This is a genomic window from Enterococcus sp. AZ095a, assembly GCF_050546735.1.
Classification (GTDB): Bacteria; Bacillota; Bacilli; order Lactobacillales; family Enterococcaceae; genus Enterococcus_D; species Enterococcus_D entomosocium.
Map to the genome: position 1 here is coordinate 2,521,477 of NZ_CP172953.1, position 21,908 is coordinate 2,543,384.

The window sequence follows — 21,908 nt, forward strand, 5'->3', positions numbered from 1 at the left end:
TATCCACAACCTTTTACACACTTTGACTTTCTTTGAAATCCTTCTATCTTATCTATAAAACTGCGACACTTCAACGATTTCTTCATCCACCCAACCAACCCCATCAAGTTTGTCCACACACTGTGGATAAAAAGACCTTTACTTCTCCCCAGATTTCTCTGCTATTTTTATTCAAAAATGAACGGGTCTTACGAAGAAAATTTCATCGTTTGAAACAGATTCTTACGCAACTTCTTCATATTTTTTTCAAAATCTCTTAGTAGACTAATCTCAGATAGAAGGAATATACTGATTATAACGAATTATTCATTAAGGGGGAAATAGTAATGGCAAGAAAATATGTCACACCAGGTAAGAAAACTTCTCCTGGTTTATTAAAACGATTAGGTATTGGGATTTTAGGCGGTATGGTCGGCGGATTATTGACCTTCGGCGGTCTATATCTGGCAATGGGTTCATCCTTGAGTTCAACACCAGAAACCACGACCAACAGTGGGGTCCAAGATTCTAACGGGCAAACACAAGTATCTAATGTCAAACTTGATGTGACCAGCGATGTCACTGAAGCAGTTGAAAAAGTACAAGATTCCGTCGTTTCTATCATTAATTTACAACAAAGTCAAAGCAACGATTGGAACAGCCTCTTTGGTCAGCAAGGTGGACAAAGTGAAGGCGATAGCCAAAGCGAAGACGACAGCGCCTTAGAAGCTTCTTCTGAAGGTAGTGGGGTCATCTACAAAATTGATGGCGACGATGCCTATGTCGTAACCAACAACCACGTCGTTGAGGGTCAAGATGGTTTGGAAGTTGTCTTAGCAGATGGTACAAAAGTCAAAGCTGAATTGGTAGGTACCGATTCTTACACAGACTTAGCCGTCTTAAAAATCTCTTCTGAAAAAGTTACAACTGCCGCAACATTTGGCGATTCAAGTGCCTTGAAAGTCGGCGAACCAGCAATCGCGATCGGTTCTCCTCTAGGCTCTGACTATGCAAACTCTGTGACACAAGGGATCGTGTCTTCCTTGAATCGTCAAGTAACAAGCCAAAACGAATCTGGTGGTACGATCAGTATCAATGCGATCCAAACGGATGCTGCGATCAACCCAGGGAACTCAGGTGGTCCACTGATCAACGTTGATGGTCAAGTGATTGGGATCAACTCAAGTAAAATCGCCAGCACCTCGGGCTCTGCTTCAGGCGTTAGTGTCGAAGGAATGGGCTTTGCGATCCCAAGTAACGATGTCGTTGAAATCATCAATCAACTAGAAGCAGACGGCAAAGTGGTTCGCCCTGCACTAGGGATCCAAACGATCGATTTAGGTTCCATCACATCACAACAACAAGAACAAATCTTGAAAGTTCCTTCATCTGTAACTTCAGGCGTTGTGATCTACTCAGTCAACAATGCAACACCAGCAGAACAAGCAGGATTGCAACAATATGACGTTATCACGAAAATCGATGATACAGAAGTCAGCACAACAACTGATCTGCAATCTGCGTTGTACAAACACAAAGTCGGTGACACGATCACTGTAACCTTCTATCGTGGCGATGAAGAAAAAACAGCAGAAGTAAAACTTTCCGTTGATACATCGATCAACGAACAATCAACAGACAGCAGCAACTAAGCAGCCAATCACCAAAACCAATCGAAACAATCAAAAAATGAACTGCCGCAAAAACAGGAAGCGGCAGTTCATTTTTTTAGGCTTTACCGACCGGAAAAGCTTCACCTACAACGGCATCTTGAGGCAGCTCAAGGATGCCTTTTTTTATTGGGGCACCTTCTAAATGTAGTTCTTTAGCAGAACAGATCATTCCGAAGCTTTCTACGCCACGAAGCGTCCCCGGCCAAATCATCAAGCCATCCGGCATCATTGCGCCAGGTTTTGCGACAACGACTTTCAATCCTTTACGAATATTGGCAGCGCCACAGACGATTTGCAAGACTTCCCCATCTCCAACTTCTGTTTCCGTGATAGACAAATGGTCGCTGTCTGGATGTTCCACACAAGACTTCACATAGCCAACGACGATTTTTGGTTCTGTGTCTGCAGGCAGTTCTTCGCTGAATCCTGCTTCTTTGATCATGGTGTTCAATTGTTGGATTTGTTCTTTCGTCAACGTCACTTGACCACGGCCTTCGATCGTCATCACTTCTGAGATCGCAAAAAAGTTCCAGCCAACGATCGTGCCTTCTTCATTTTTGATTTGGGCAACATTGCCTTTGCGTTCGACGGTTTGTTCTAATCCTTTATCATCTGCTGTGATGGCAAGCAGTGTATCACTGACATATTCTTTGTTATAAGCAAAAATCACGTTTTTTCCTCCTTAGGTACTTACACATTCCGCCCATAATCTTAACAAATTTTTCGGCATCCGTCATGGAATTTCTTTGTTTTCCTTGAAATTCTAGTTATTTTCAAAGACAAAAAAGCCTGAAAACCAGCTACTGCTCATTTGCTAAAGACAATGCTTCATTAGCGAGCAAAATCGCTGATTCTCAGGAACTTCCTTTTGTCACTTGTTACTACCATGCGAACTAAGGAAAAGAACACGGCAGCGACAAGCTTATTTTTTCAAAAATGACCTTACGCTTTGGTTTCTTCAGGAGATACGATCAGCACGTCGCACCGGGCTTCACGGATAACGAAGCTGGCGACACTCCCCATCATGAAGCGTTCCACGGCGTTCAGCCCGGATTGCCCCACCATGATCAAATCGATGTCGTATTGATCTGGTAATTGAGTGGCAAGAGCGTCTTTGATGGAGCCGTAAGCGACGATGCCTTCTACTAGATCAAAATCCACTGATTTTGCGTAGGCTTTGCAGTCGTCGATCAGATTTTTCGCCGTATCTTTTTCTTGTTCTAAGATGGAACTATCCAAAGGTGCATAGCCCATCATGGTCGGCACTTGCTGATCGATGATCGTTGCGGCATAGACCTTCCCTTGGTTTCGACGAGCGACTTCCACTGCTTTTTTGAAGGCTGACATCGCTTGATCTGAACCGTCGATCCCTACTAAAATATTTTGATATCTTTGTGCTTCCATCTTTTTCCCCTCCTATGCTGATTGTACGCTGGTTAAAAAGGCTTCGATCTCTTCTTTGGTTTTGCGATCCTTGTTGACTAACCGTCCCAGCTCCTTGCCGTCTTCGATAACGACGAGGCTAGGAATACCAAAAATGTTCCATTCAACCGCTACATCCATGTATTCATCACGGTCGACTTCGATAAACTGAAGCGCTGGAAAATCCGCTTCGATCTCAGGCAATTGCGGTTTGATATATCGACAATCGCCACACCAATCGGCGGTGAAAAAGAAGACATTTTTGCCTTTCTCCACATATGTTGCTAACTCTGCTAAATCTTTTGGAATAATCAAATACTCACCACTTTCTTTTCTTTAAGTATACACCTTTCTTTCAGGGACTACCAACTGACATGCTGATCTTGCAAAGCCCTGCAGAAAAAAAAGAGACAACGGGTGGCTGTCTCTTTGCTTTCGTTCGTTCTCGCTTATTGTCCTGCCAAAATCGTATCAACGGTTGAACGATCCAAACCTTTCAAGACTTGAATCACCATTTCCCGTGCCGCTTCATAATCAGCGATACTGAATAGGGTTTGGTGGGTATGGATGTACCGTCCAGGAACACCGATAACTGAACTTGGGATCCCTTCATTTGCCATGTGTGCCGCACCAGCGTCGGTACCACCTTTTGAAACAAAGTATTGATAAGGAATGTTGTTGCTTTCTGCTGTATCCAACAAGAATTCTTTCATCCGTGGCAACATGATCATGCCTGGATCATAGATTCGCATCAAAGTCCCGGCTCCTAGATGACCAAAGGTGCCATTTTTCGTGACTGTGTCATCCGCTGGCGAGCAATCGACCGCAAAGAACAAGTCTGGTTTGAATTTTGTCACAGACGGACGAGAACCCCGTAAGCCGACTTCTTCCTGAACGTTGGCACCAGCAATCAACGTATGGCCTAATGTTTCCTCTTTCAAGGCTTCAAGTGCTTCTAATACGACCGCACAGCCGTAACGGTTGTCCCAAGCTTTCGAGATGATGTTTTTCCCATTTGCTGTTTTGATGGTTTCCACTTGTGGAACGATCGTATCGCCAGGACGTACGCCAAAGCTTTCTGCTTCTTCTTTTGATTCAAACCCAGCATCAAACAAAATATCTGTCACTTCGACATTTTTTTGACCGCTGCTTCCTCGCAACAAATGTGGCGGTACTGAAGAAGAAACGCATGGGTAATCGCCCTTCGCTGTTTTCAATGTAAACCGTTGAGCAGAAACTACATAAGGGTTCCATCCACCTAAAGGAGTGACTTTGAATAAGCCGCGATCGGTGATCGTCGTCAATAAGAAACCAACTTCGTCCATGTGAGCAGCTAACATCACTCGTGGTGCATCTGCTTCTTGGTGGTGACGCAAACCGAAGATGCCGCCTAAGCCATCTTGTTGGATTTCATCTACCAATGGAGTCATCGCTTCACGCATATACGCTCGCACGTCGTGTTCAAACCCGCTGGTTCCTTGTAACTCCGTTAGTTCTTTGATACGTTGAAATGTTTTTTCTTCCATGATCATTCGAGAAACACGTATCAGTTGTTTGCTGCCCCAAAGAAACAAAGCTGCTTTTTTTGAAAAAGCAACGCTTGCTGTGGCTGTGTTTTCCAGCAATTTTCGGGTGAAACAACGGATGTGCTCTCTTCCTCCTTATTTCTACTGATATTCTTTATTATAGCGCAAATTTCTATTGTTGGTTATTTTTCTTATAGAATATTTCTAAACTATGGTAAACTATTGTTAAGAGAACCTGTGCTTTCACCGAGATCAAAACATTCGGGAAAACTTACTTTAGGAGGGACATTAGATGGAGAATGAGCATCCATTGCATTATTTTAAAAATGGACTGACCATCGGTTTAGGTCTTGGCTTTGCAGGAGGGATTTTTTCAACGATCTGGTTGAAGAAAAGGCAAGCCATGAATGCCGATGATGTCTTAGACAATATAAAAGCGGCGTTTATCAAAGAAGGACCGATCGAAGGTTCTTGGATCAATTTCGAAAAACAACCTTTGCGCAAATTTGCGATCACTTCCCAAGGATATACTGGCGGCATCACCCGCACCGAAGACGGACAGCTTGTCACCTATGAATTTTTGGCAGATGCTCATACCGGCACCGTCTTAGATATCCAACGAGCAATCGTGGAATAATTACTGCACTTACGACCAGCTTCTTAAGAGGCTGGTCTTTTTTCTTTTTAAGCAGTTATCTTTCTGAAGTAAGGTCGCAAGGTCCAATACCACGACTTCATCGATGCTGCCGCCTTTTTGCCGATACGCCCATGCCCCACTTTCAAACAAGCAGTACAGCTGCCCTTTTTCTACCACGATCTGTTCAAGGTAATGGGGAAACTTGATGCGCCGCAACGCATGTTTGCGGGTCAGCACCGTTGCATCCTTTGAAAAGACCCATAACTCAGCCGACCCTGGTCCAAAGGAACGTGCCAGCAACAAGTATTCAGTGGTAAAGGCGACACTTTGGACTTTCGTGGTGGTGACCCTTCTCTTACGCGGCTTGATGCAAGGAGATGCTTTGCGACCGCTGTCTGAAAGAACAGGCAGCGGATAATTCGCCACCACGCCACCGTTTTTCAAGGCAAAGGTCCCTGAGACAAGTTCACCGCTATCGGCTGCCAAATAGGAGCTATGAGTGATGCCTGCCAATTCGATGACTTGCTGATAAGCGATCGGCTGACTGGTTGCCAAGGAATCATCTTCCAGCAGTGTCTGCAGTGAAACACACGCCACTCGTCCCATTCCTTTCCCAGTGATGGTTAGCCACAGCACTTGCGTTGCTCGATCAAAGACTAATCCGCCGACATGGGGGCGTTTTGGCAGAACCACCGTTTTCAGATGCCGTCCGCTCGTTCTTTCTATTATATAAAGCTGTGAGTGATGTTCCTGCTGCGAACAGTACGCAGAGAGGAACAAATAGTCCTCCGAAACGGCCAACCCTTGTGGGGTCATTGCCTGACACTGATCCGCATGCTTGTACAGCCTCGTTTCTGCTTTCGCCGTTGCCGTCGTTGCAACTGCGGCAGTAGCTTTTTTTAAACCAGGAACCAAAAGGACTGCTTCCCTTTTTGCCCCGGCTGCCAACCACGCTTTCCGCACACTGGGATAACGCTTCAGCTGAGCTGCCAGTGCTTGATTGTGGCCCGCATGTCGATGCTTTTTCAGCCAGTACACCACAAAAAGGCCAACCACAAACACGCCCAAAAGCAGCAAGATCTCTGTTTGTCTCATTGATTGGCCTCCTTGATGAATTCCCTCTTGTCGGCTGATTCATCAGCCGCTTATTGTTTGTCTAGCTGCAATAATGCTTAGACTACTTGTACTTCGACATCAATGTTGCCACGAGTTGCCCGAGAATACGGACAAAAATCATGGGCTTCTTCTGCGATTTTCTCTGCCTCGGCTTTTTCAACGCCTGGTAACGACACTTCTAAAATCACGCCGATTTGGTAACTGCCGTCCTCATGCTGATACAAAGACACTCTTGCTTTAACTTCGGATTCGGATTCGATGTTATGCTCTTTCAGCATATGCTGTACGGCACCGTTGAAACAAGAAGCATAGCCAGCGGCAAATAATTGTTCTGGGTTTGTGCCCTCACTGTGAAGACCCGGTTTGTCGATTTTCAGGTGAAAACTGCCATTTGGTGCTTCGACCTCTCCGACACGTCCGCCTCGATTGATCATCGCTGTTTCATATTGCTTTTTCATTGAACCTCTTCCTTTCTTTTTTTGACCTACTTCAAGTGTAACGACAATTTCCCGATATGACAAAAGGATTGCTTATGCTTCCTTAAAAACAAAAAAGGCAAACCCAGAAAAATCTGGATTTGCCTGTCTATTCGAGGTAATTACTACCCGAAATAAATGAATGGAAACAATTGCTGAATGGACTAGCCGTTTGAACGTCCTAAGAAGAATGAAACAACAGCAACTACAATAACCGCACCAATAATTGATGGGACGATTGCCATTCCAGCAAGTGATGGACCCCAAGAACCTAAGATTGCTTGTCCAATAGCTGAACCTACTAAACCTGCAACGATGTTGGCGATCCAACCCATTGATCCACCTTTATTTGTGATAGCTCCGGCGATCAAACCGATAATAGCTCCTACGATTAATACCCATAACCAATGCATATTTTTCTCCTTCTTTCTTTTAAGTAGTTATTACACATATTATGTTACGCTTAATCCCCGTTTTAGACAAAAGATTTGCACTCAATTTGCAAAAAAAATTTTCAAACCTTGTTATATTAACGTTTATCAGTACTTCTTAATTATCGTTGTAAGAGCTTTAATTCGTTTTTTTTAATATTCGTGCATTTTTTGAAATCGCTTTATTTTATATTTTTCATCTTCGACGCTAAACTGAGGGAGAGCCACTCTCATTTTGTCAGATAATTGGCACTTTTTACTCCTCAGTGCGTTTTAGGACAGCTATCTTTTCAGCACTTCAGCTATTTTTCATTAGTGAACGTTTCGATCGTTTCAGATTGGAAATGTCTTCGCAGATTCCCATGTTTGCTTCCAGAGCTCCCAGCGAAAGCGGTACTTATTTGAAAATGACGGGAAAATACTCAGAAAAAAACGGTGTGACTGTAGAATTTCCTGATTTGCCTTACGCGGATTTATTGAGGATTCTAGTCAGTGCCGACTGCAGCTATGCGCTTACAAAATACGATGCCATTTTTTCTTCCTCTATCATCGCCATCACCATGCTGCCGATTACCAATCATTATGACACTGGGGATCTTCTCCTTCCAGTGGCGGTGGAAGGATTATATCTAGCCCTTGATCGTCTTGAATGATCCGAAAAAATACACCTTGCAAGTGGCGAACCGCAGCTTGGTGGGCACTGAAAATATCCATTGGACGATTTTGATTGCTGCCTTGGTAATTTACATCTTGCCTTTGCTGCTGGTCTTTCTCGCCTTTCAGCGCTGGACTCTCGACAGCAATTTGGACAGCGGGTTAAAATAAAAAAATGCCAACTGCTTCGTCACACCATTCTCCTTTTATGGATGAACGGTGCCACAGAGCAGCGGCGCTTTTTATTTTGAAAAGTCTTTCCGTGACAAGTAAATGGCGGTTAATATCCCAACTAAAATAGCTAAACCAAAGACAATGATCGTACCGATGGCATTGTCTTTTCCTGGCAGTCCCCCGGTGTTGATCCCCCATAGCCCCGCGATCAAGGACGGCACAGCCACCACCAATGCCGCAGAATCTAAGTATTTCATCAGATGGTTTAGATTGTTGTCCATCATATCGGAGAACAAGCCACCAATGGTTTCTAACAAGTCGCGATAGATAGTGACCATTTTCATGGCAAACTTCTGTCGTAGCTTAATGTCATAAACGAGTGCTTCATTATCCAAACGATCCAAAAATTCTTTGCGATCCATCAAACGATCGACGGTATGGTTCTGATCCCGTAAGGTGTGATCCAGATAGACCATGTCTCGTTCGGTATCGGCTAAATTAAACAATTCGTTGTTTTCCGTCGTTTTACGAGCTGCTTCATCTAGTGCATCGATCTGTTTCTTCATTTCCTGCAGACCTTTGATGTAATGGGTGTAGATCATCAGCGTCGAGTAGGCAACAATATCTTCATACCGTTGAATATCTTGCTCATGCTTTTCAATCAGGCGTTTAATCAGTGTAGATTGATGAGAGACATAAGTGATTAAAAGATCTTTGGTATAAATAAACGTCACCGGTTCTAAACGATCTTCGATGCGGTCTTGTGTCACTTCTGACAAATCGATCAAGGTATAAAGAATCGGATGATTTAACTTAGTGTTACGTAAGTATTCCAAACGTGAGACTTCTTCCGGTTCATTGGCGCCAATAAAAATATCTTCGGGCAGTTGATACTTATCTAACAAGTGGCGTTGTTCCTCTGGATCTGTCCCAGAAACCACCAGCCAATTGTAATCTTCCTCCGAGGATTCCCTTATTTTTCGGTCGTCCATTTTGTAATACTGAAACATGGTGACTCGCTCCTTTTCTAATTCTCTCTTAATTTAACTATCTAACGCTTCTCGCTTTTTGTCAAAGTAAATGGCTTTTCTTTTTGGAGCTTTTTTCATTTTGAACTAAGTGCATTTTATTAGACGAACCTTTCGATTCATGAGAAACTTTTTATGGGCCCAATAAAAAATTTTAGGAGGAATAGTATGTTTCGTCATCAAAAAGAACTACAGTTTGAAGCTAAACCAGAAAAACCAAATCCGTTAGTTGCGAAATACCTTCAAGAATTAATCGGTGGACAATATGGAGAGATGAGTGTTGCCATGCAATACTTATTCCAAGGATGGAGCTGCCGTGGGGAAGAAAAATACAAAGATATGTTGATGGATATCGCTACTGAAGAGCTTGGACACGTTGAAATGTTAGCAACGATGGTTGCACGTCTGCTGGAAGGTGCACCTGTGGAAGATCAGGAAGCTGCCATGAAAAAAGACCCAACGATCGGTGCGATCATTTCCGGAATGAATCCGCAACATGCCATCGTTGCCGGCTTAGGACCACGTCCTGCTGATAGCGTCGGCAATCCATGGTCAGGTGCGTATATCATTGCTAGTGGCAACTTACTTGCTGATTTCCGTGCCAACTTAAATGCAGAATCACAAGGTCGTCTGCAAGTAGCACGCATCTATGAAATGATCGATGACCGTGGGGTCAAAGACTTACTTTCGGTCTTATTAGCGCGTGATAGCTACCACCAAAATCTTTGGGCAGCTGCCGTGAAAGAATTGGAAGAAAACGAAGGCTCGATTTTAGTGCCGACTACCTTTGACCGCAAAAACGAACGCTTAGATATCGCTTATGATTTCTATAACTTCTCAGAAGGCGACCAAAGTAAAGAAGGCTCTTGGGCGAAAGGCAAAGCCCTTGATGGTGAAGGCGAATACCAATGGCTAGACGAACCAAAGATCGAAGGAAAAGCGCCAAAACTCGATCAAGTCACACCAAAAATGTATGGCACACCGCCTGAAAAATAATTTAATCAAAAAGAGCAATTGTTTCTGAAACAGAAACCGTTGCTCTTTTTTCTTTGTCTGAGCAAGTTGGTTACGTTCCTGGCAAAAAAGCGTTAGAGTAGAATGTAAAGAAAAGGAGGAATCATTTTATGAAAGCACCTTTACTGACATTAAACGACGGCAATTTACGCCCCGCCGTGGGCATCGGTACCTATCAGATCCGCGGTGGCGAAGGGTTGAGCCAGCTGCAAGCAGCGATCGCTGACGGGTATCGATTGATCGATTCTTCAACCAATTATGACAATGAAGGCATTGTCGGCAAAGCGATCCGTCGCTCTGGTATCCCACGTTCAGAATTTTATATCACCTCAAAATTACCGGGAAAATACCATGGCTATGATGATGCCTTAACCAGCATTCAAGAATCCCTTGCTCGCATGGGACTCGACTACTTCGATGCCTTTTTGATCCACTGGCCATTACCAAAACGCGGCAAATATGTCGAAGCTTGGCAAGCCTTAGTGACCGCCCAGAAATTAGGTTTGATCCGTTCCATCGGCGTTTCCAATTTCGAGCCAGAACATTTGGATGCCATCATTGAAGCAACTGGTGTGACCCCTGCGCTAAATCAAATTGAGATCCATCCTTACTGGGTCCAAGAACGAATGGTTACAGAGAACAAAAAACGCGGCATCGTAACGGAAGCTTGGAGCCCATTAGGCCGCGGCAGCGATGCCCTGAAAGAACCACTGATCACTGAATTAGCTGAGAAATACCAAAAATCAGCTGGTCAAATCATCTTGCGCTGGCATGTGGAACGTGGCATTTTGCCCCTACCTAAATCAAGAAACCTCGCCCATCAACGAGAAAATCTTGCGATCTTCGACTTTGAACTGACTGAAGATGAAATCAATCAAATCAATCAGTTAAACAAAGCAGACGGCCGCATCGATGGTCAAGACCCAAATGAGTATGAAGAATTTGAATAAACACAACCAGCAGATTCTCCGCTATAAATGGAGAATCTGCTGGTTTTAGTTTATCTCAACTCAAAATGAAATGTTTTTATTTCGAAGGGTGACAAGGTAAATGAGACTTCATCTTTCCACTGCTCATTATTTAAAGGTATCTCCATTAAATCTGTTTCTTGCCAAAAACTGCTTGGCAACTGCAATGTAACCTTTCTAGTTCCTCCCGTGTGATCATGTAAGCGTAAAATCCACCCTTTGCCGGTTTCTGCTTGCTTGATGGCGTCGATGGTAACTGAGGTTTCACAGTCTATTTGCAACGGAAGCAACCAAGAATGTTCTCCGTTAATAACCGTTAATGGCGAGTTGAGGGACCATGCTTCTTCCATTGTTCCCCCATCGATGGCATCGTGCTCGTGGGCATAAAAACTGTAAGTAAATTTGTGATCGCCATCGTCAGCCAGTGGATCAGGATAGATAGCGCCTTTAAGCAAGGTCAAGCTTAATTGATTTTCCTTAACAGCATAACCATATTTACAGTCATTCAATAAACTTACCCCACAATATTTTTCTGAAAGATCTGCCCATTGGTGGCCTACTGTTTCAAACTGAGCCAATTGCCAACTGGTATTAGCATGGGTAGCTCGTTTTACATTTCCGTACTGAATATCAAATACTGCTTCAGTTGATCGAATTGCTGCATCAAAGTTTACCTTCAACAGTTGTTGGCGTTCATGCCATGACACGTTTGTTAAAAAATCGATTCGTTGTGTATGAGCATAGACCCGCATTTCCTGATGTATCTGCGAATTACCAAACGTATACTCAAATACTACGGAAGCGTAAAGCGCATTATTTGAGCGTAATCGTATTTGATCGGCTTGAAGCACTGTTGCTTTTTCTTGATAAAAACTATCGATATCCCATGCATCGTAATTTAAAGGTTTGTCTTCAAATAGCTGAAAAACATTCCCTTTTCCTTCCAACATTTCTCTACCTAGTTTCTTATCAAAAATGCTGATCAAATTTCCCGATGTTTCCCATAAAATTCGCAAACGATCGGTCTCAAGCGCTCCCTCTGTGAACTCAGCGAGCGGTTTGATGTCTTTATTTTCTGCTATCGGTTGAAACTTTATCATCACCTGACTCATTGGCGGAACATTTGTCACAAGAACAGACTGTTTTTCTCCATCAAAATAAGCCGGAAGTTCTTTTCCTTGTGAATCAATAAAGCGACCTTCTTGTAAAAGTGGAAGTTCAATCAGTTCATTCCTTGACCAGCTAGCTGTATTGATGACTGTATACTTTTGATTAGCAGGTCCATCTAATTGTTCAAATAACTGTTGAATGGTCTGAGTCACGACGGCAAACTCTGCTCTATGGTCTTGATAAACTTCTTTGATCGAAGAACCAGGAATAATATCGTGGAATTGATTACGAAGAACCGTCTCCCATGTTTCAAAAAGCGGATCCTTAGGATACTCGTCTTCTTTGCTGGCTGCTAAACATGTATAGAGAATCTCAAGTTCCCGTAGAGCAATTTCAGCTTTTCGATTCATTTTTTTGACAAACGCTTGCGAGGTATAGGTTCCTCGATGATATTCCAAGTACAATTCGCCATCCCAACGAGAGACCAGCGGCTTATTTTGTTCTACTGTCTGATGCAGTCGTTCAAAAAAGGCTTTCGCTTTTCCTGTTTTGACTTGCGGCAATCCTGGAATCTGGTCAAGGCGTCGTCGATTTTCCAGCATCTCTCTAGTGACACCGCCTCCGCCGTCCCCATGACCGTAAGACAGCAGAAATTCTTGATTCAAACGCTTGTCTTGATATCCGTCGTAAATTCCTTGAACGGTCTCCGGAGAAAGCGTTCCATTGTAGGTATAAAACCATTCTTCTGCCCATTCATCCGTTTTACCATCAACTGGCGTGGTGATAAAATGCGTCAAAATATCTGTCCCGTCGATTCCCCGCCAATAAAAGGTATCATGAGGCATCCGGTTATATTGATTCCAGCTGATTTTGGTCGTCATAAACGTCTCAATGCCGGATTTTTTCAAGATTTGGGGCAGTGCCCAAGAATAACCGAACACATCCGGAAGCCACAAGAAATGCATTTCTTTGTCAAATTCTTCCTTCACAAATTTCTTCCCATGGAGTATCTGACGGACCAATGATTCGCCTGACGGTATATTGCAATCGGCTTCCAGCCACATGGCTCCGTCCACTTCCCAACGGCCTTCTTTGATCCTCTTTTTGATTTTCTCATAAAGTGCTGGATAGCTTTCTTTGACATATTTGTATAGCTGAGGTTGGGTTTGTAAGAAAATATATTCTGGGTATTGTTCCATGAAACGTAAAACCGTTGAAAAACTGCGGACAGCTTTTTCCCCTGTATGCTTCAGCCGCCACAACCAAGCAACATCGATATGTGTATGGCCGATAGCCGTCACAGTGATCTCCGAAAGTTTAGGTATTTTTTGCAGTTCTTGATTTAAATAATGATCCGCTTCCTCAACGCTATGGTAAAAAGAGATAGATCCGGGTACCTGCCACTGAATCAAACGAAAGGCATCATCTAAAAGATTCAACAGCTTGTATCGTATCGGTTCATTTTCCGGTAACCCATCGATAGTTTTCGCCATCATATCAGCGAGAAAGAAACAGTCATCAGCAGCTAAGTATCTTTTTGCCAAACAAGCTTGCCGAAACTCATGCCGTTGAATGACTTCAGCCCCACCGCCTTCCAAGCCCGACCATAGTTTTAAATCAAGTCGGATGGTTTTCCCTCGGTAATGATCCGCCAGAAAAATCTCTGTATGATTCGAATCGACACCCTGATAAGGTTCACCATCGATCAACAGCAAGGACTCAAAGCCTGAATTATAGCCACCACCTGTACGACCAAAATCGATCAGTAACCATAAGTCTTCCTCCTCTGGAACTGTCAATTCATGATGAGCCCAAATATAACGGTCTCTCCCTTGCCAGAAATCGCTAACTGAAAGTGTAAAGTCCCACTCTTCTGGTGGGTGTTTTTCCGTTTTTGACTTATCTTCTTTTGCCGACCACCTTGTAAGGTCTTGTACTTTTTGAAAACGATACGCTTTTAGTTCAGCGATTCGTTTCGTTAATTTTTTTGTCGTATGAAATGGATCTTTCATCCTTTCGTCGCTCCTCCCATGCTAAATCCTTTAGACATATACGTTTGTGACAAAGCATATAAAATGACGACTGGTAAGGTATATAGCACCGAAAAAGCGGCTAAACGGCCATAATTGACCATACCAAAGTTGCCGAAAAACTGAAAGATCGAGACTGATGCCGGCATTTTTTCGGGTGACTGAATCAAAATATAAGGAACAAAGAAGTTGCCCCAGCTTCCAGTAAAAGTAAAAATACCAACCGTACAAATACCTGGAACCATCAGCGGCGCTACGACTTTTCGCACCCCTTGCCATGTTGAAGCCCCATCGACCCAAGCGGACTCTTCTAAGTCGATTGGTACCGAATCCATAAAGTTCTTCATCATCCAAATCCCATAAGGCAGTGAGGACGCCGTCAAGAAGAACGTCACCGCCAGTAACGAATCTTGAAACTTCAAAAAGATAAACAGTTGATAGACCGGCACGATGACAGCAGTCATCGGTAATGAGGTCATGAACAGCACCGCCATCAAAAAACTTTTTTTATATCTTAGCTGATACCTCGACAAGGGATATGCTGCCAAAACACATAAGACAACAACTAAAATCGATTGACAGCCGGACAAAAGCAAGCCGATTCCGAATGACCGAATGATAGTTTGATCAGAAAGGATCGAAGCAAAATTTTCAAATGATACTGCTTCAGGTAATTTCAAAGTTTGAATAGCGCCCGGATCAATAGAGGCGATCAGCATCCACAACAATGGGAGCAAAAACAATAAAGCTAATACTGCCAAAAGCAGATAATGAATCATGGTCTCCAATTTTTCACTGCGTTTTACCATTTTTTTCACCTACACTTTCACTTTCAGCATTTTCATATAAATCAAGCTTGCGGCAGCACCAATCAGTAGCAAGACCAGCGAAATCGCTGTTCCGTATCCTAGCTGATAGCTCACAAAAGCTTGTTTGTACATGAAGACCGGCAGGGTTGCAGTCTGATTGCCGGGACCACCACCAGTCATAGTATAAATCAACGTAAAGACACCCAATGTCTGCAAAGTGACGAGCATCAAATTCGTTGCAATGGTACCTTTGACCATCGGTATCGTAATTTTTCGAATCACTTGCCAGCGGCTGGCGCCATCCATAACTGCAGCTTCCTCTACTTCCTTAGGGATCTCATCTAAAGCGGATTGAAACACCATCATTGAAAAAGCGGTTCCTCGCCAAATATTGGCAACCACAACGCTTATCATAGGAAAAGCAAACAGCCAAGCAACCGGCTCAAATCCCATCAGTCCCATCAACCAATTAGCTGTTCCGCTATCTCCTAAAAAAGCGACCCAGCAAAAGGAAACAACGACTTCCGGCGTAACCCATGCAGCAATGATGATCAGACCAACGACTCGCCGAAAGGCTCGATTTTTCTCCCGCATCATAAATGCAATCAAAAAACCTAAGAAACATTGACCGATCACTGCAGAAAAAATGACAAAAATCAAGGTTCGTACGACACTAGTTTGAAAAGCCGGATCATTGAACATGCGCACAAAATTTTCAAAGCCGATGAACCGCAATTGACTTGCTTCAGCACCGGTCAGAGCCAAGTTCGTGAAGGAAAAGATAAAAGTTAAGATAACTGGACCAACAAAAAATATCAGCAGCAAGAGCCAACTGGGAAATAAAAAAATCAACGCTTTTTTACTATTGGACATTTGCTGCTCTCGTTTTAGCGAATTTTCCATTCTTTTCTCCTTTCTTTTTTTAAAGAGAAGAAACGTTAGCTTCCATTCGGATTGTTTGCTGCAATTCCTTCTCTTTATTAATGATTTAGTTAACGGCATCGTCTCCAACGATCCTTGTTACATTGGCGGCATAATCACTAGCTGCTTCTTCCGGTGTCTTGCTGCCAGTGGCAACTGCTTCAACCATTGTTTGGATTTCTACTGAAACATTAGGATATTTGTCATCTGCCGGACGGAAATGAGCATATTGTAAGAAAGAGGTTGCTTGCTCAATAAAAGATTGCTCCTTATATTCAGCTATTTCTGCTGAATCGTCTCGGACGGTTAAATTCCCTTCAGCGATTGCTCGTGCAGCTTGCTGTTCTTTTCCACCGAGTGCTTGAACTACTCGCCAAGACGCTTCTTTGTTTTGTGCTTTTTCAGGAATGGCCCATGTCCAACCTCCGGACATGGTCGTAAATGGCGGTTCACCACCATTTTGTGTAGGCATGGCTGCAAAACCAAAGCGTTCTGTCATATTCTCAACAGGAGTTGCCCCATTTTCGGCCCAGTTACCGGCACTCCAAAAGCCATCTAGAAGCATACCAACTTCGTCATTAGGAAATTTATCTTGGAACATCACAGATCCGTAATTGCTGTTGATCGCAACGGATAATGATGGTCCTAATTGTTTTTGGTTATACACTTCATCAATGAAAGCCAATGAATCAATGATTCCTTGTGTATTTACTTGCCATTTACGCGTTTCACTATCAAATAATGTATCTTGAGTACCATATAAGAGCATCTGGAAAGTCTGCATGGAAACCGACTCACCATTGGCTTTAGCCACACCTAATCCTAAGGGGATCACATTCTCATCGGAAGCTTTGATTGCTTCAGCTGCCTCAATGATCTCCCTCCAAGTTGTTGGCTGCCATTCTTCAGGCAGACCGGCTTTCTTAAAGACATTTTTGTTGTACCAAATCCCGCGAGAATCAGAAGTTCCTGGAATGGCATACGTACTACCATCTTCAGCAATAACACCAGCTTTTAAGTTTTCTGTATATTTATCCCATTGATCCCAGTCAGCAACATATTCATCAAGATTGGTTAAGTAACCAGCGTTTGCATCAGAATTCAACATAAAGGAATCTTCTGCCACTACATCGGGTGCTGTGCTTTCCGATTGCATAGAAAGAGCAACTTTTGAAAAATAATCCCCCTCACTTGCGGTAATCGGAGAAAGTACGATTTTTATGTCCTCATTTTCTTTCTCAAATTGTGGAATAAATGTTTCTTCCAAATATTGGGTCATTTTATCGTTTTCCCCAGTATTGCGCCAAGTGATCTTTATCTCGGTTTTCCCCTCTGCCCCGTCCCCATTTGACGAGCCGTCGCTGTTCCCACAAGCAGCTAAAACCATTGGAAGTGTCAGTAGAGACAGTAATGTTACAGCTTTTCTTTTCATCGACATAATCATTCCTCCTGAATTTTTTCATTTTCTCTCGCTTAAAGTAAGCGCTTTAAATATAGCGTGTTTAGACATTGTTGAATATCATTATTATTCGTTGAAATATACATTTTTTACTCTTAATATCAAGTTTTGTAGATAACTACAAATAATGATGATTTGACTCAAGCTGATTTATCTCTATAATCAATGTAAACGTTACCAAAAAAAGAAAGGAGCACTTATGAAATCAAAAACCTATCGAAAAATATTCTTAACCTTTTTAACGGTAATCATTGCATATACTATTTTTATTATGGTGATCGTCATCAATAATGAAGTCAATCAGCGGAAAACTGAACAAACTACCCAAAGTATCATGACGCTAGAAAACAGTGCTTTTCGCATTGATCAGCAACTTCGATTTGCCCTCAATTCAATGAAATCTTTAGCAACAAAAGAAAGTATTATACTGTTTTCCCAAAGTACTGAATCTGATTATGCGCTGTTTTCAGCGATGTATGATGAAATTCGTGAAAACTATTTATTAATGAATCAGTTTGAATACTCTATCGGAATCTTGAATCCAGAGAATCATATCATCGTAAGTTCTGACGGCTATTTTGTTTACAATGATTTCTTTTCCTTTTTGAATATAGAAACAAAAGCCGGGCTTCTTTCCGAAATGCTGGCAGATGCCAGCTTCAGTTCCTCCATCTTCGAAACCCTTGATCAACGGCTGATCATGCTTCATAAAGAGCAAGTAGAGAATCAGACCCTCTACTTCTTTGCCTACTGGAAAAAAAATGAACTACTGTCTCCAATGAATCAAGAAATACAAGTTATCGATCACCAATATCCTTCTAGTGAGACCAATTCACCGATACTTACTGATTTTACACAAAATACCATTCAGCAAGAGGCCAAATCAGATACTATCGTTTTTACAAAAAATTCAGAGGTGCTCCCTTTTGCCAATTATCAATTGACAACCGCGATTCAAAGCAGTTTTCCACTATCTACGATTTCTTCCTTTCTCCTTCCATTAATGGTTTTGATCGTACTGGGTGCTTTGATCGTCGTTTTCTTGAGTAAGCGGATGTACAAACCTTATCTAGAAATATTAGATGAAATCAAAAAGAGTAATGTTGATATTTTAACGGTTGATGATATAAACTTAGCTTTGCACCAGATAATCGAGTCGTCTAGTTCGATCAACCAGCTCCAGTCCCCTGTCTCAGAAGAAGTAAAGGAACTATTCTTAAAGAATCTGCTTTACGGAAAATATACGTACAATATGAGCAAGAGTTTACTGCCTACTTTTCATCTTGAAGGCATAGAAAAAGGCGGGAGTTTTGCTTTTCTGACCTTCTCAGGTGAGATGGCAGAAGAAGCCACTTTTAATGAAACAGAGATCATTCATGTACGCAAACAGTTGATCAAGAAAAATCTTCATATCGAGCGTTATGATATCATCAGTTTTTCCGAAAAACACCTTGTCATTCTTTTTTACGATCAGGAATATTCACAAATCATGAAAGAGATCGATCAATTGAAACTAACGATAGAAGACAGTTTGAACTTGAGAATGACTTATCTACTTTCCAAACCTTTTCATTCTCTCGAACATTTTATCGAAGTCTTTCATGAAACCTGTCAGTGGTCAGATGAATGCAACGGCAATAATCAGTTCCATCAAATACCGGTTCCAACATCAAATGCTTTTCATAAAATCAATTATACCGTTGATGAAGAACAGTTACTGATCCAATATTTCAAAGTAGGTGATTTTGTCCATGCTAGAGAATTATTGCAACAAATCGTGGAGATCAATATTTCTAGCAACCGTTCCCTAGGCTTCCTTCAGGAATTTTCAACCGCTCTGACCTTAACAATAAAACGTATCGCTGTGATCAAAGAGATTTCCTACCCTGAATTCTACGAACAAAATAAGAAACAATTTCTTTACTTAAAAAAAGGTTTTTCAGATCCCGATGTGAAAAAAACGATTTTTTTCCTTTTTGACACGCTGATCACTCAGATCGAAACCACGGAAAATAATAATGGATCCAAAACAGATGAAATCATTCAATTTATTAATAGCAACTATTGCAGCGACCTCAGTTTAACAGATATTGCCCAGCAGTTTCATCTAAGTGAAGCCTATTTAAGTCGGTTGATCAAAGAACGATTGTCCATGTCCTTCAAACCATATGTCAATCAACTACGTGTGGAAAAAGCCAAACGTCTAATGAGTGAACAAGAAAGTTCAATCAATGAAATTGCTAGCAAAGTCGGCTTTAAAAATACCAATTCCTTTATTCGGGTATTCAAACAATTTGAAGGGACGACACCAGGTACTTATCGTACCAACAAAATTCACTAAACCTTTAAAATTTTTAATACACAAAAAACGATCTGAACGAGATTTGATCCCTACATTTACGAATTGTTTCCCCAAGGCATTTCATTCATTTAGTAGTTTTCAAATTTATCGTTCTGATCGTTCTAATAAAAAGATAAGTTACTTATACAGTCACAGCTGATAATGGATCGCTTCTTGGTACTTTTCAAACAGGGACTGGTTCAATTCATCCCCGCCGTCTAGATTCGCTGAGTAAAAAATCGGCGGATAGTCGACACCGGCTTCTTTTAGTTTTTGGCAAACTTCAACGATGATCGCATTTAAGATCGTTGCGCCGACTACGGTGGATGTAGGTCCGACTTTTTGTTCTACGTCTGGAATCGTACACGCAGCATCGCCAATCTCCCCATGATTGTCGATGACGATATCCGCCGTTTCAAACAAACGCAAGCCTGATGTATGACGGCTGCTGACTGTTTTCGAATAGGTAAGGTTCGTTAATGCGATGATCTTGACCCCTTTTTCTTTGGCATGAAGCGCCATATCGATGATAACTGGGTTTCGCCCAGACACCGAATGCAAGATCAGCACATCGCCTGCTGTAAAGGGCTGTGTCGCCGCCAAGGCACTACCGTAGCCTTCTAAGCGCTCCATTTTACTAGTGAAGGTGATTGGGCTGCGATCAAGCATCAGTTCTCTTCCAAAGATCGCGTTGATCGTCATCATGCCGCCTGCTCGATAATACATCTCTTCGGCTAAGATCCCAGCGTGACTAGCGCCAAAAATGTAGATGGCTTTTTTGGTCAAGTTGGCTTGCGTCAGCAATTCAATGGCTTGCTCAATCGCTGGTGCTTCTTTTTCTTCTACAATAGACAATAGTTCTTTTGCTTTTTCAAAGTATTGAAACATTTAAAACCCTCCAAACAGCTTGCCGATCAATTCACCAAGGATGCCCCATAAAGATAAATCGTTCCCACCGAAAATCAAGATCCAGTTTTGAATCGTCGTTGAGAATAACGCTGCAGAGATCCCAACGAGTGCTACCATAACGACAGAAGCTGTGATCGTACCAATAATGGCCCCTCGCAAGCCCCCTTGTCCTTCGCCAATCACCGCAGCACCGCCACATTCAAAGAAGCTGGTGATGACTAAAGGAACGATCAAAATGCCAAAGACGTTGGTCGTATTGGCAATGACCACTAAAATCGTTGAGGTGATCATCGCCACGATAAAGCCGATGATTACAGCATTTGGACGATAGTTGAACAAGATGGGCACATCAAAAGCTGGTTTTGCTCCAGGAACGACTTTTTCTGCGATCCCTTGAAAGGCGGGAATGATTTGGTTGATCAATAGACGTACCCCATACAACATGATCAATAGTCCTGCACCGAAGTTCAAGCCAGCATCAACCGCAAACATCACCAAGTTGCCCCCTTCAGGAACTAATACGGGCGCAATCAGACCGATAACGATATTCATCAAAAACATCACTAACGCGCCAGTAATCGATATTTCACGGAAAAACGATAGATTTTCTGGCACTTTCAAATCTTCCGTCGATTTTTCTTTGTTTCCGACCCGTTTTGCAACAAAGCCTGAAACCAATGACAAGATCCCCGTTGGATGACCGATCAAGAATGAATCATCGCCTGTGGCATCCCACACATATTTACGCATGATCCATGGCATGAAGGACCAGTAACAAGCAGATAGAACCGCCCCTAAGATCAACAGTGGGATTCCGGTAAGTCCGCCTTCAACGCCCCCAGCGACGATGACGAATGGGAACCACCACAACATGTGACCGGTGAGGAAAATCGTCTTCACAGGTGTAAAGCGAGCAATCAATAGATGAATGATCAGGCCGAAAAACATCGCTAAACCAACTGTTCCGCCGTATTCTGCCGTAAAGGTGATGTCAGAGAGTCCATCTGACACAGCAACGCCTAATTGGGTTTGAACCGCAGCATTGATCGGTGCGATCGTTCCCACCAACATGTTTACCCCAGCCGTCAATGCCACCATCCCGAAGGAAGCTGTTAATGTTCCTTTGACGACTTCTGCGAAGGGCTTTCTTTGTACCAATAACCCAATCATGGCAATGATCCCCAGTAGGACTGGCGGATTTTTTAAAATATAATCCGTGACAAAATTCATG

The 21,908-nt window shown here is 42.6% G+C and carries 21 protein-coding genes; 7 read left to right on the top strand and 14 right to left on the bottom strand.

Annotated elements, in window-relative coordinates; genetic code table 11:
* Positions 1 to 326: 326 nt before the first annotated feature.
* Positions 327 to 1,631 (top strand): S1C family serine protease, encoded by a 1,305-nt coding sequence (locus IGJ26_RS11630; RefSeq protein WP_194199690.1) that lies wholly within the window; start codon positions 327 to 329, stop codon positions 1,629 to 1,631.
* A gap of 76 nt (positions 1,632 to 1,707) precedes the next feature.
* Here IGJ26_RS11630 and ytpR read toward each other — a convergent pair whose 3' ends face one another.
* The 4 genes from ytpR to pepA all read right to left on the bottom strand — a co-directional run bounded on the left by ytpR (position 1,708) and on the right by pepA (position 4,600).
* The gene (gene ytpR, locus IGJ26_RS11635) at positions 1,708 to 2,322 is read right to left on the bottom strand and encodes a YtpR family tRNA-binding protein (RefSeq protein WP_194199691.1); all 615 of its coding nucleotides are present in this window, start codon (positions 2,320 to 2,322) and stop codon (positions 1,708 to 1,710) included.
* 272 nt (positions 2,323 to 2,594) lie between these two features.
* A complete protein-coding gene (locus IGJ26_RS11640; protein ID WP_005225429.1) occupies positions 2,595 to 3,056 on the bottom strand; it encodes a universal stress protein in 462 nt (153 codons plus the stop codon).
* A 12-nt stretch (positions 3,057 to 3,068) separates the two neighbouring features.
* Positions 3,069 to 3,389 (bottom strand): thioredoxin family protein, encoded by a 321-nt coding sequence (locus tag IGJ26_RS11645; RefSeq protein WP_008379116.1) that lies wholly within the window; start codon positions 3,387 to 3,389, stop codon positions 3,069 to 3,071.
* Between the two features lie 134 nt (positions 3,390 to 3,523).
* A complete protein-coding gene (pepA, locus tag IGJ26_RS11650) occupies positions 3,524 to 4,600 on the bottom strand; it encodes a glutamyl aminopeptidase (RefSeq protein WP_034878843.1) in 1,077 nt (358 codons plus the stop codon).
* A 292-nt stretch (positions 4,601 to 4,892) separates the two neighbouring features.
* Here pepA and IGJ26_RS11655 point away from each other — a divergent pair, with 292 nt between their 5' ends.
* On the top strand, positions 4,893 to 5,237 hold the full coding sequence (locus tag IGJ26_RS11655; protein ID WP_005234590.1) for a peptidase: 345 nt from the start codon (positions 4,893 to 4,895) through the stop codon (positions 5,235 to 5,237).
* 9 nt (positions 5,238 to 5,246) lie between these two features.
* Here IGJ26_RS11655 and IGJ26_RS11660 read toward each other — a convergent pair whose 3' ends face one another.
* From IGJ26_RS11660 to IGJ26_RS11670, 3 genes are all read right to left on the bottom strand, one after another.
* Positions 5,247 to 6,332 (bottom strand): hypothetical protein, encoded by a 1,086-nt coding sequence (locus IGJ26_RS11660; RefSeq protein ID WP_139960042.1) that lies wholly within the window; start codon positions 6,330 to 6,332, stop codon positions 5,247 to 5,249.
* A gap of 77 nt (positions 6,333 to 6,409) precedes the next feature.
* Positions 6,410 to 6,811: an Ohr family peroxiredoxin gene (locus IGJ26_RS11665; protein ID WP_005225423.1), complete on the bottom strand. Its 402-nt coding sequence runs from the start codon at positions 6,809 to 6,811 to the stop codon at positions 6,410 to 6,412.
* A gap of 182 nt (positions 6,812 to 6,993) precedes the next feature.
* Positions 6,994 to 7,242, bottom strand: a complete 249-nt coding sequence (locus IGJ26_RS11670) for a GlsB/YeaQ/YmgE family stress response membrane protein (RefSeq protein WP_005225422.1) — start codon at positions 7,240 to 7,242, stop codon at positions 6,994 to 6,996.
* A 419-nt stretch (positions 7,243 to 7,661) separates the two neighbouring features.
* On the opposite strand from IGJ26_RS11670, the gene IGJ26_RS11675 reads away from it, so the two are divergent.
* Complete coding sequence (locus IGJ26_RS11675) at positions 7,662 to 7,913, top strand: hypothetical protein (protein WP_260606939.1); 252 nt, start codon at positions 7,662 to 7,664, stop codon at positions 7,911 to 7,913.
* A complete protein-coding gene (locus tag IGJ26_RS11680; RefSeq protein ID WP_194199692.1) occupies positions 7,897 to 8,085 on the top strand; it encodes a hypothetical protein in 189 nt (62 codons plus the stop codon). The genes IGJ26_RS11675 and IGJ26_RS11680 overlap by 17 nt, the downstream gene beginning before the upstream one ends.
* Positions 8,086 to 8,156: 71 nt before the next feature.
* Here IGJ26_RS11680 and IGJ26_RS11685 read toward each other — a convergent pair whose 3' ends face one another.
* Positions 8,157 to 9,098, bottom strand: coding sequence for a magnesium transporter CorA family protein (locus IGJ26_RS11685; protein WP_016621424.1), 942 nt, complete (start codon positions 9,096 to 9,098; stop codon positions 8,157 to 8,159).
* Positions 9,099 to 9,284: 186 nt separating this feature from the next.
* Between IGJ26_RS11685 and IGJ26_RS11690 the strand changes: the two genes are divergently transcribed.
* Positions 9,285 to 10,112 (top strand): manganese catalase family protein, encoded by an 828-nt coding sequence (locus tag IGJ26_RS11690; RefSeq protein ID WP_034872349.1) that lies wholly within the window; start codon positions 9,285 to 9,287, stop codon positions 10,110 to 10,112.
* A gap of 128 nt (positions 10,113 to 10,240) precedes the next feature.
* Positions 10,241 to 11,080: an aldo/keto reductase gene (locus tag IGJ26_RS11695; RefSeq protein WP_016621425.1), complete on the top strand. Its 840-nt coding sequence runs from the start codon at positions 10,241 to 10,243 to the stop codon at positions 11,078 to 11,080.
* Between the two features lie 50 nt (positions 11,081 to 11,130).
* On the opposite strand, the gene IGJ26_RS11700 is transcribed toward IGJ26_RS11695, so the two are convergent.
* The 4 genes from IGJ26_RS11700 to IGJ26_RS11715 form a co-directional block, all read right to left on the bottom strand.
* Positions 11,131 to 14,220 carry an alpha-mannosidase gene (locus IGJ26_RS11700; protein WP_429976709.1) on the bottom strand — a complete coding sequence of 1,030 codons (3,090 nt, stop codon included), beginning with the start codon at positions 14,218 to 14,220 and terminating at the stop codon, positions 11,131 to 11,133.
* On the bottom strand, positions 14,217 to 15,047 hold the full coding sequence (locus IGJ26_RS11705; protein WP_008379135.1) for a carbohydrate ABC transporter permease: 831 nt from the start codon (positions 15,045 to 15,047) through the stop codon (positions 14,217 to 14,219). The genes IGJ26_RS11700 and IGJ26_RS11705 overlap by 4 nt, the downstream gene beginning before the upstream one ends.
* A 9-nt stretch (positions 15,048 to 15,056) precedes the next feature.
* A complete protein-coding gene (locus IGJ26_RS11710) occupies positions 15,057 to 15,950 on the bottom strand; it encodes a carbohydrate ABC transporter permease (protein ID WP_008379138.1) in 894 nt (297 codons plus the stop codon).
* A gap of 85 nt (positions 15,951 to 16,035) precedes the next feature.
* A complete protein-coding gene (locus IGJ26_RS11715; protein ID WP_430599651.1) occupies positions 16,036 to 17,412 on the bottom strand; it encodes an extracellular solute-binding protein in 1,377 nt (458 codons plus the stop codon).
* 214 nt (positions 17,413 to 17,626) lie between these two features.
* Here IGJ26_RS11715 and IGJ26_RS11720 point away from each other — a divergent pair, with 214 nt between their 5' ends.
* Positions 17,627 to 19,768, top strand: coding sequence for a helix-turn-helix transcriptional regulator (locus IGJ26_RS11720; protein WP_144330430.1), 2,142 nt, complete (start codon positions 17,627 to 17,629; stop codon positions 19,766 to 19,768).
* Between the two features lie 150 nt (positions 19,769 to 19,918).
* Here IGJ26_RS11720 and IGJ26_RS11725 read toward each other — a convergent pair whose 3' ends face one another.
* Both IGJ26_RS11725 and IGJ26_RS11730 read right to left on the bottom strand, forming a co-directional pair.
* Complete coding sequence (locus tag IGJ26_RS11725) at positions 19,919 to 20,656, bottom strand: SIS domain-containing protein (RefSeq protein ID WP_005234557.1); 738 nt, start codon at positions 20,654 to 20,656, stop codon at positions 19,919 to 19,921.
* Positions 20,657 to 21,907, bottom strand: a complete 1,251-nt coding sequence (locus IGJ26_RS11730) for a PTS ascorbate transporter subunit IIC (RefSeq protein ID WP_005234555.1) — start codon at positions 21,905 to 21,907, stop codon at positions 20,657 to 20,659.
* Position 21,908 lies beyond the last annotated feature (1 nt).

Bases quoted from the DNA above. Each gene is read 5' to 3' on its own strand.
- IGJ26_RS11700 (WP_429976709.1), bottom strand. From the start codon at position 14,220: ATGAAAGATCCATTTCATACGACAAAAAAATTAACGAAACGAATCGCT.
- IGJ26_RS11725 (WP_005234557.1), bottom strand. From the start codon at position 20,656: ATGTTTCAATACTTTGAAAAAGCAAAAGAACTATTGTCTATTGTAGAA.
- IGJ26_RS11695 (WP_016621425.1), top strand. From the start codon at position 10,241: ATGAAAGCACCTTTACTGACATTAAACGACGGCAATTTACGCCCCGCC.
- pepA (WP_034878843.1), bottom strand. From the start codon at position 4,600: ATGGAAGAAAAAACATTTCAACGTATCAAAGAACTAACGGAGTTACAA.
- IGJ26_RS11655 (WP_005234590.1), top strand. From the start codon at position 4,893: ATGGAGAATGAGCATCCATTGCATTATTTTAAAAATGGACTGACCATC.
- IGJ26_RS11720 (WP_144330430.1), top strand. From the start codon at position 17,627: ATGAAATCAAAAACCTATCGAAAAATATTCTTAACCTTTTTAACGGTA.
- IGJ26_RS11660 (WP_139960042.1), bottom strand. From the start codon at position 6,332: ATGAGACAAACAGAGATCTTGCTGCTTTTGGGCGTGTTTGTGGTTGGC.
- IGJ26_RS11685 (WP_016621424.1), bottom strand. From the start codon at position 9,098: ATGTTTCAGTATTACAAAATGGACGACCGAAAAATAAGGGAATCCTCG.
- IGJ26_RS11710 (WP_008379138.1), bottom strand. From the start codon at position 15,950: ATGGAAAATTCGCTAAAACGAGAGCAGCAAATGTCCAATAGTAAAAAA.
- IGJ26_RS11715 (WP_430599651.1), bottom strand. From the start codon at position 17,412: ATGATTATGTCGATGAAAAGAAAAGCTGTAACATTACTGTCTCTACTG.
- IGJ26_RS11690 (WP_034872349.1), top strand. From the start codon at position 9,285: ATGTTTCGTCATCAAAAAGAACTACAGTTTGAAGCTAAACCAGAAAAA.
- IGJ26_RS11670 (WP_005225422.1), bottom strand. From the start codon at position 7,242: ATGCATTGGTTATGGGTATTAATCGTAGGAGCTATTATCGGTTTGATC.
- IGJ26_RS11640 (WP_005225429.1), bottom strand. From the start codon at position 3,056: ATGGAAGCACAAAGATATCAAAATATTTTAGTAGGGATCGACGGTTCA.
- IGJ26_RS11705 (WP_008379135.1), bottom strand. From the start codon at position 15,047: ATGGTAAAACGCAGTGAAAAATTGGAGACCATGATTCATTATCTGCTT.
- IGJ26_RS11665 (WP_005225423.1), bottom strand. From the start codon at position 6,811: ATGAAAAAGCAATATGAAACAGCGATGATCAATCGAGGCGGACGTGTC.
- IGJ26_RS11730 (WP_005234555.1), bottom strand. From the start codon at position 21,907: ATGAATTTTGTCACGGATTATATTTTAAAAAATCCGCCAGTCCTACTG.
- IGJ26_RS11630 (WP_194199690.1), top strand. From the start codon at position 327: ATGGCAAGAAAATATGTCACACCAGGTAAGAAAACTTCTCCTGGTTTA.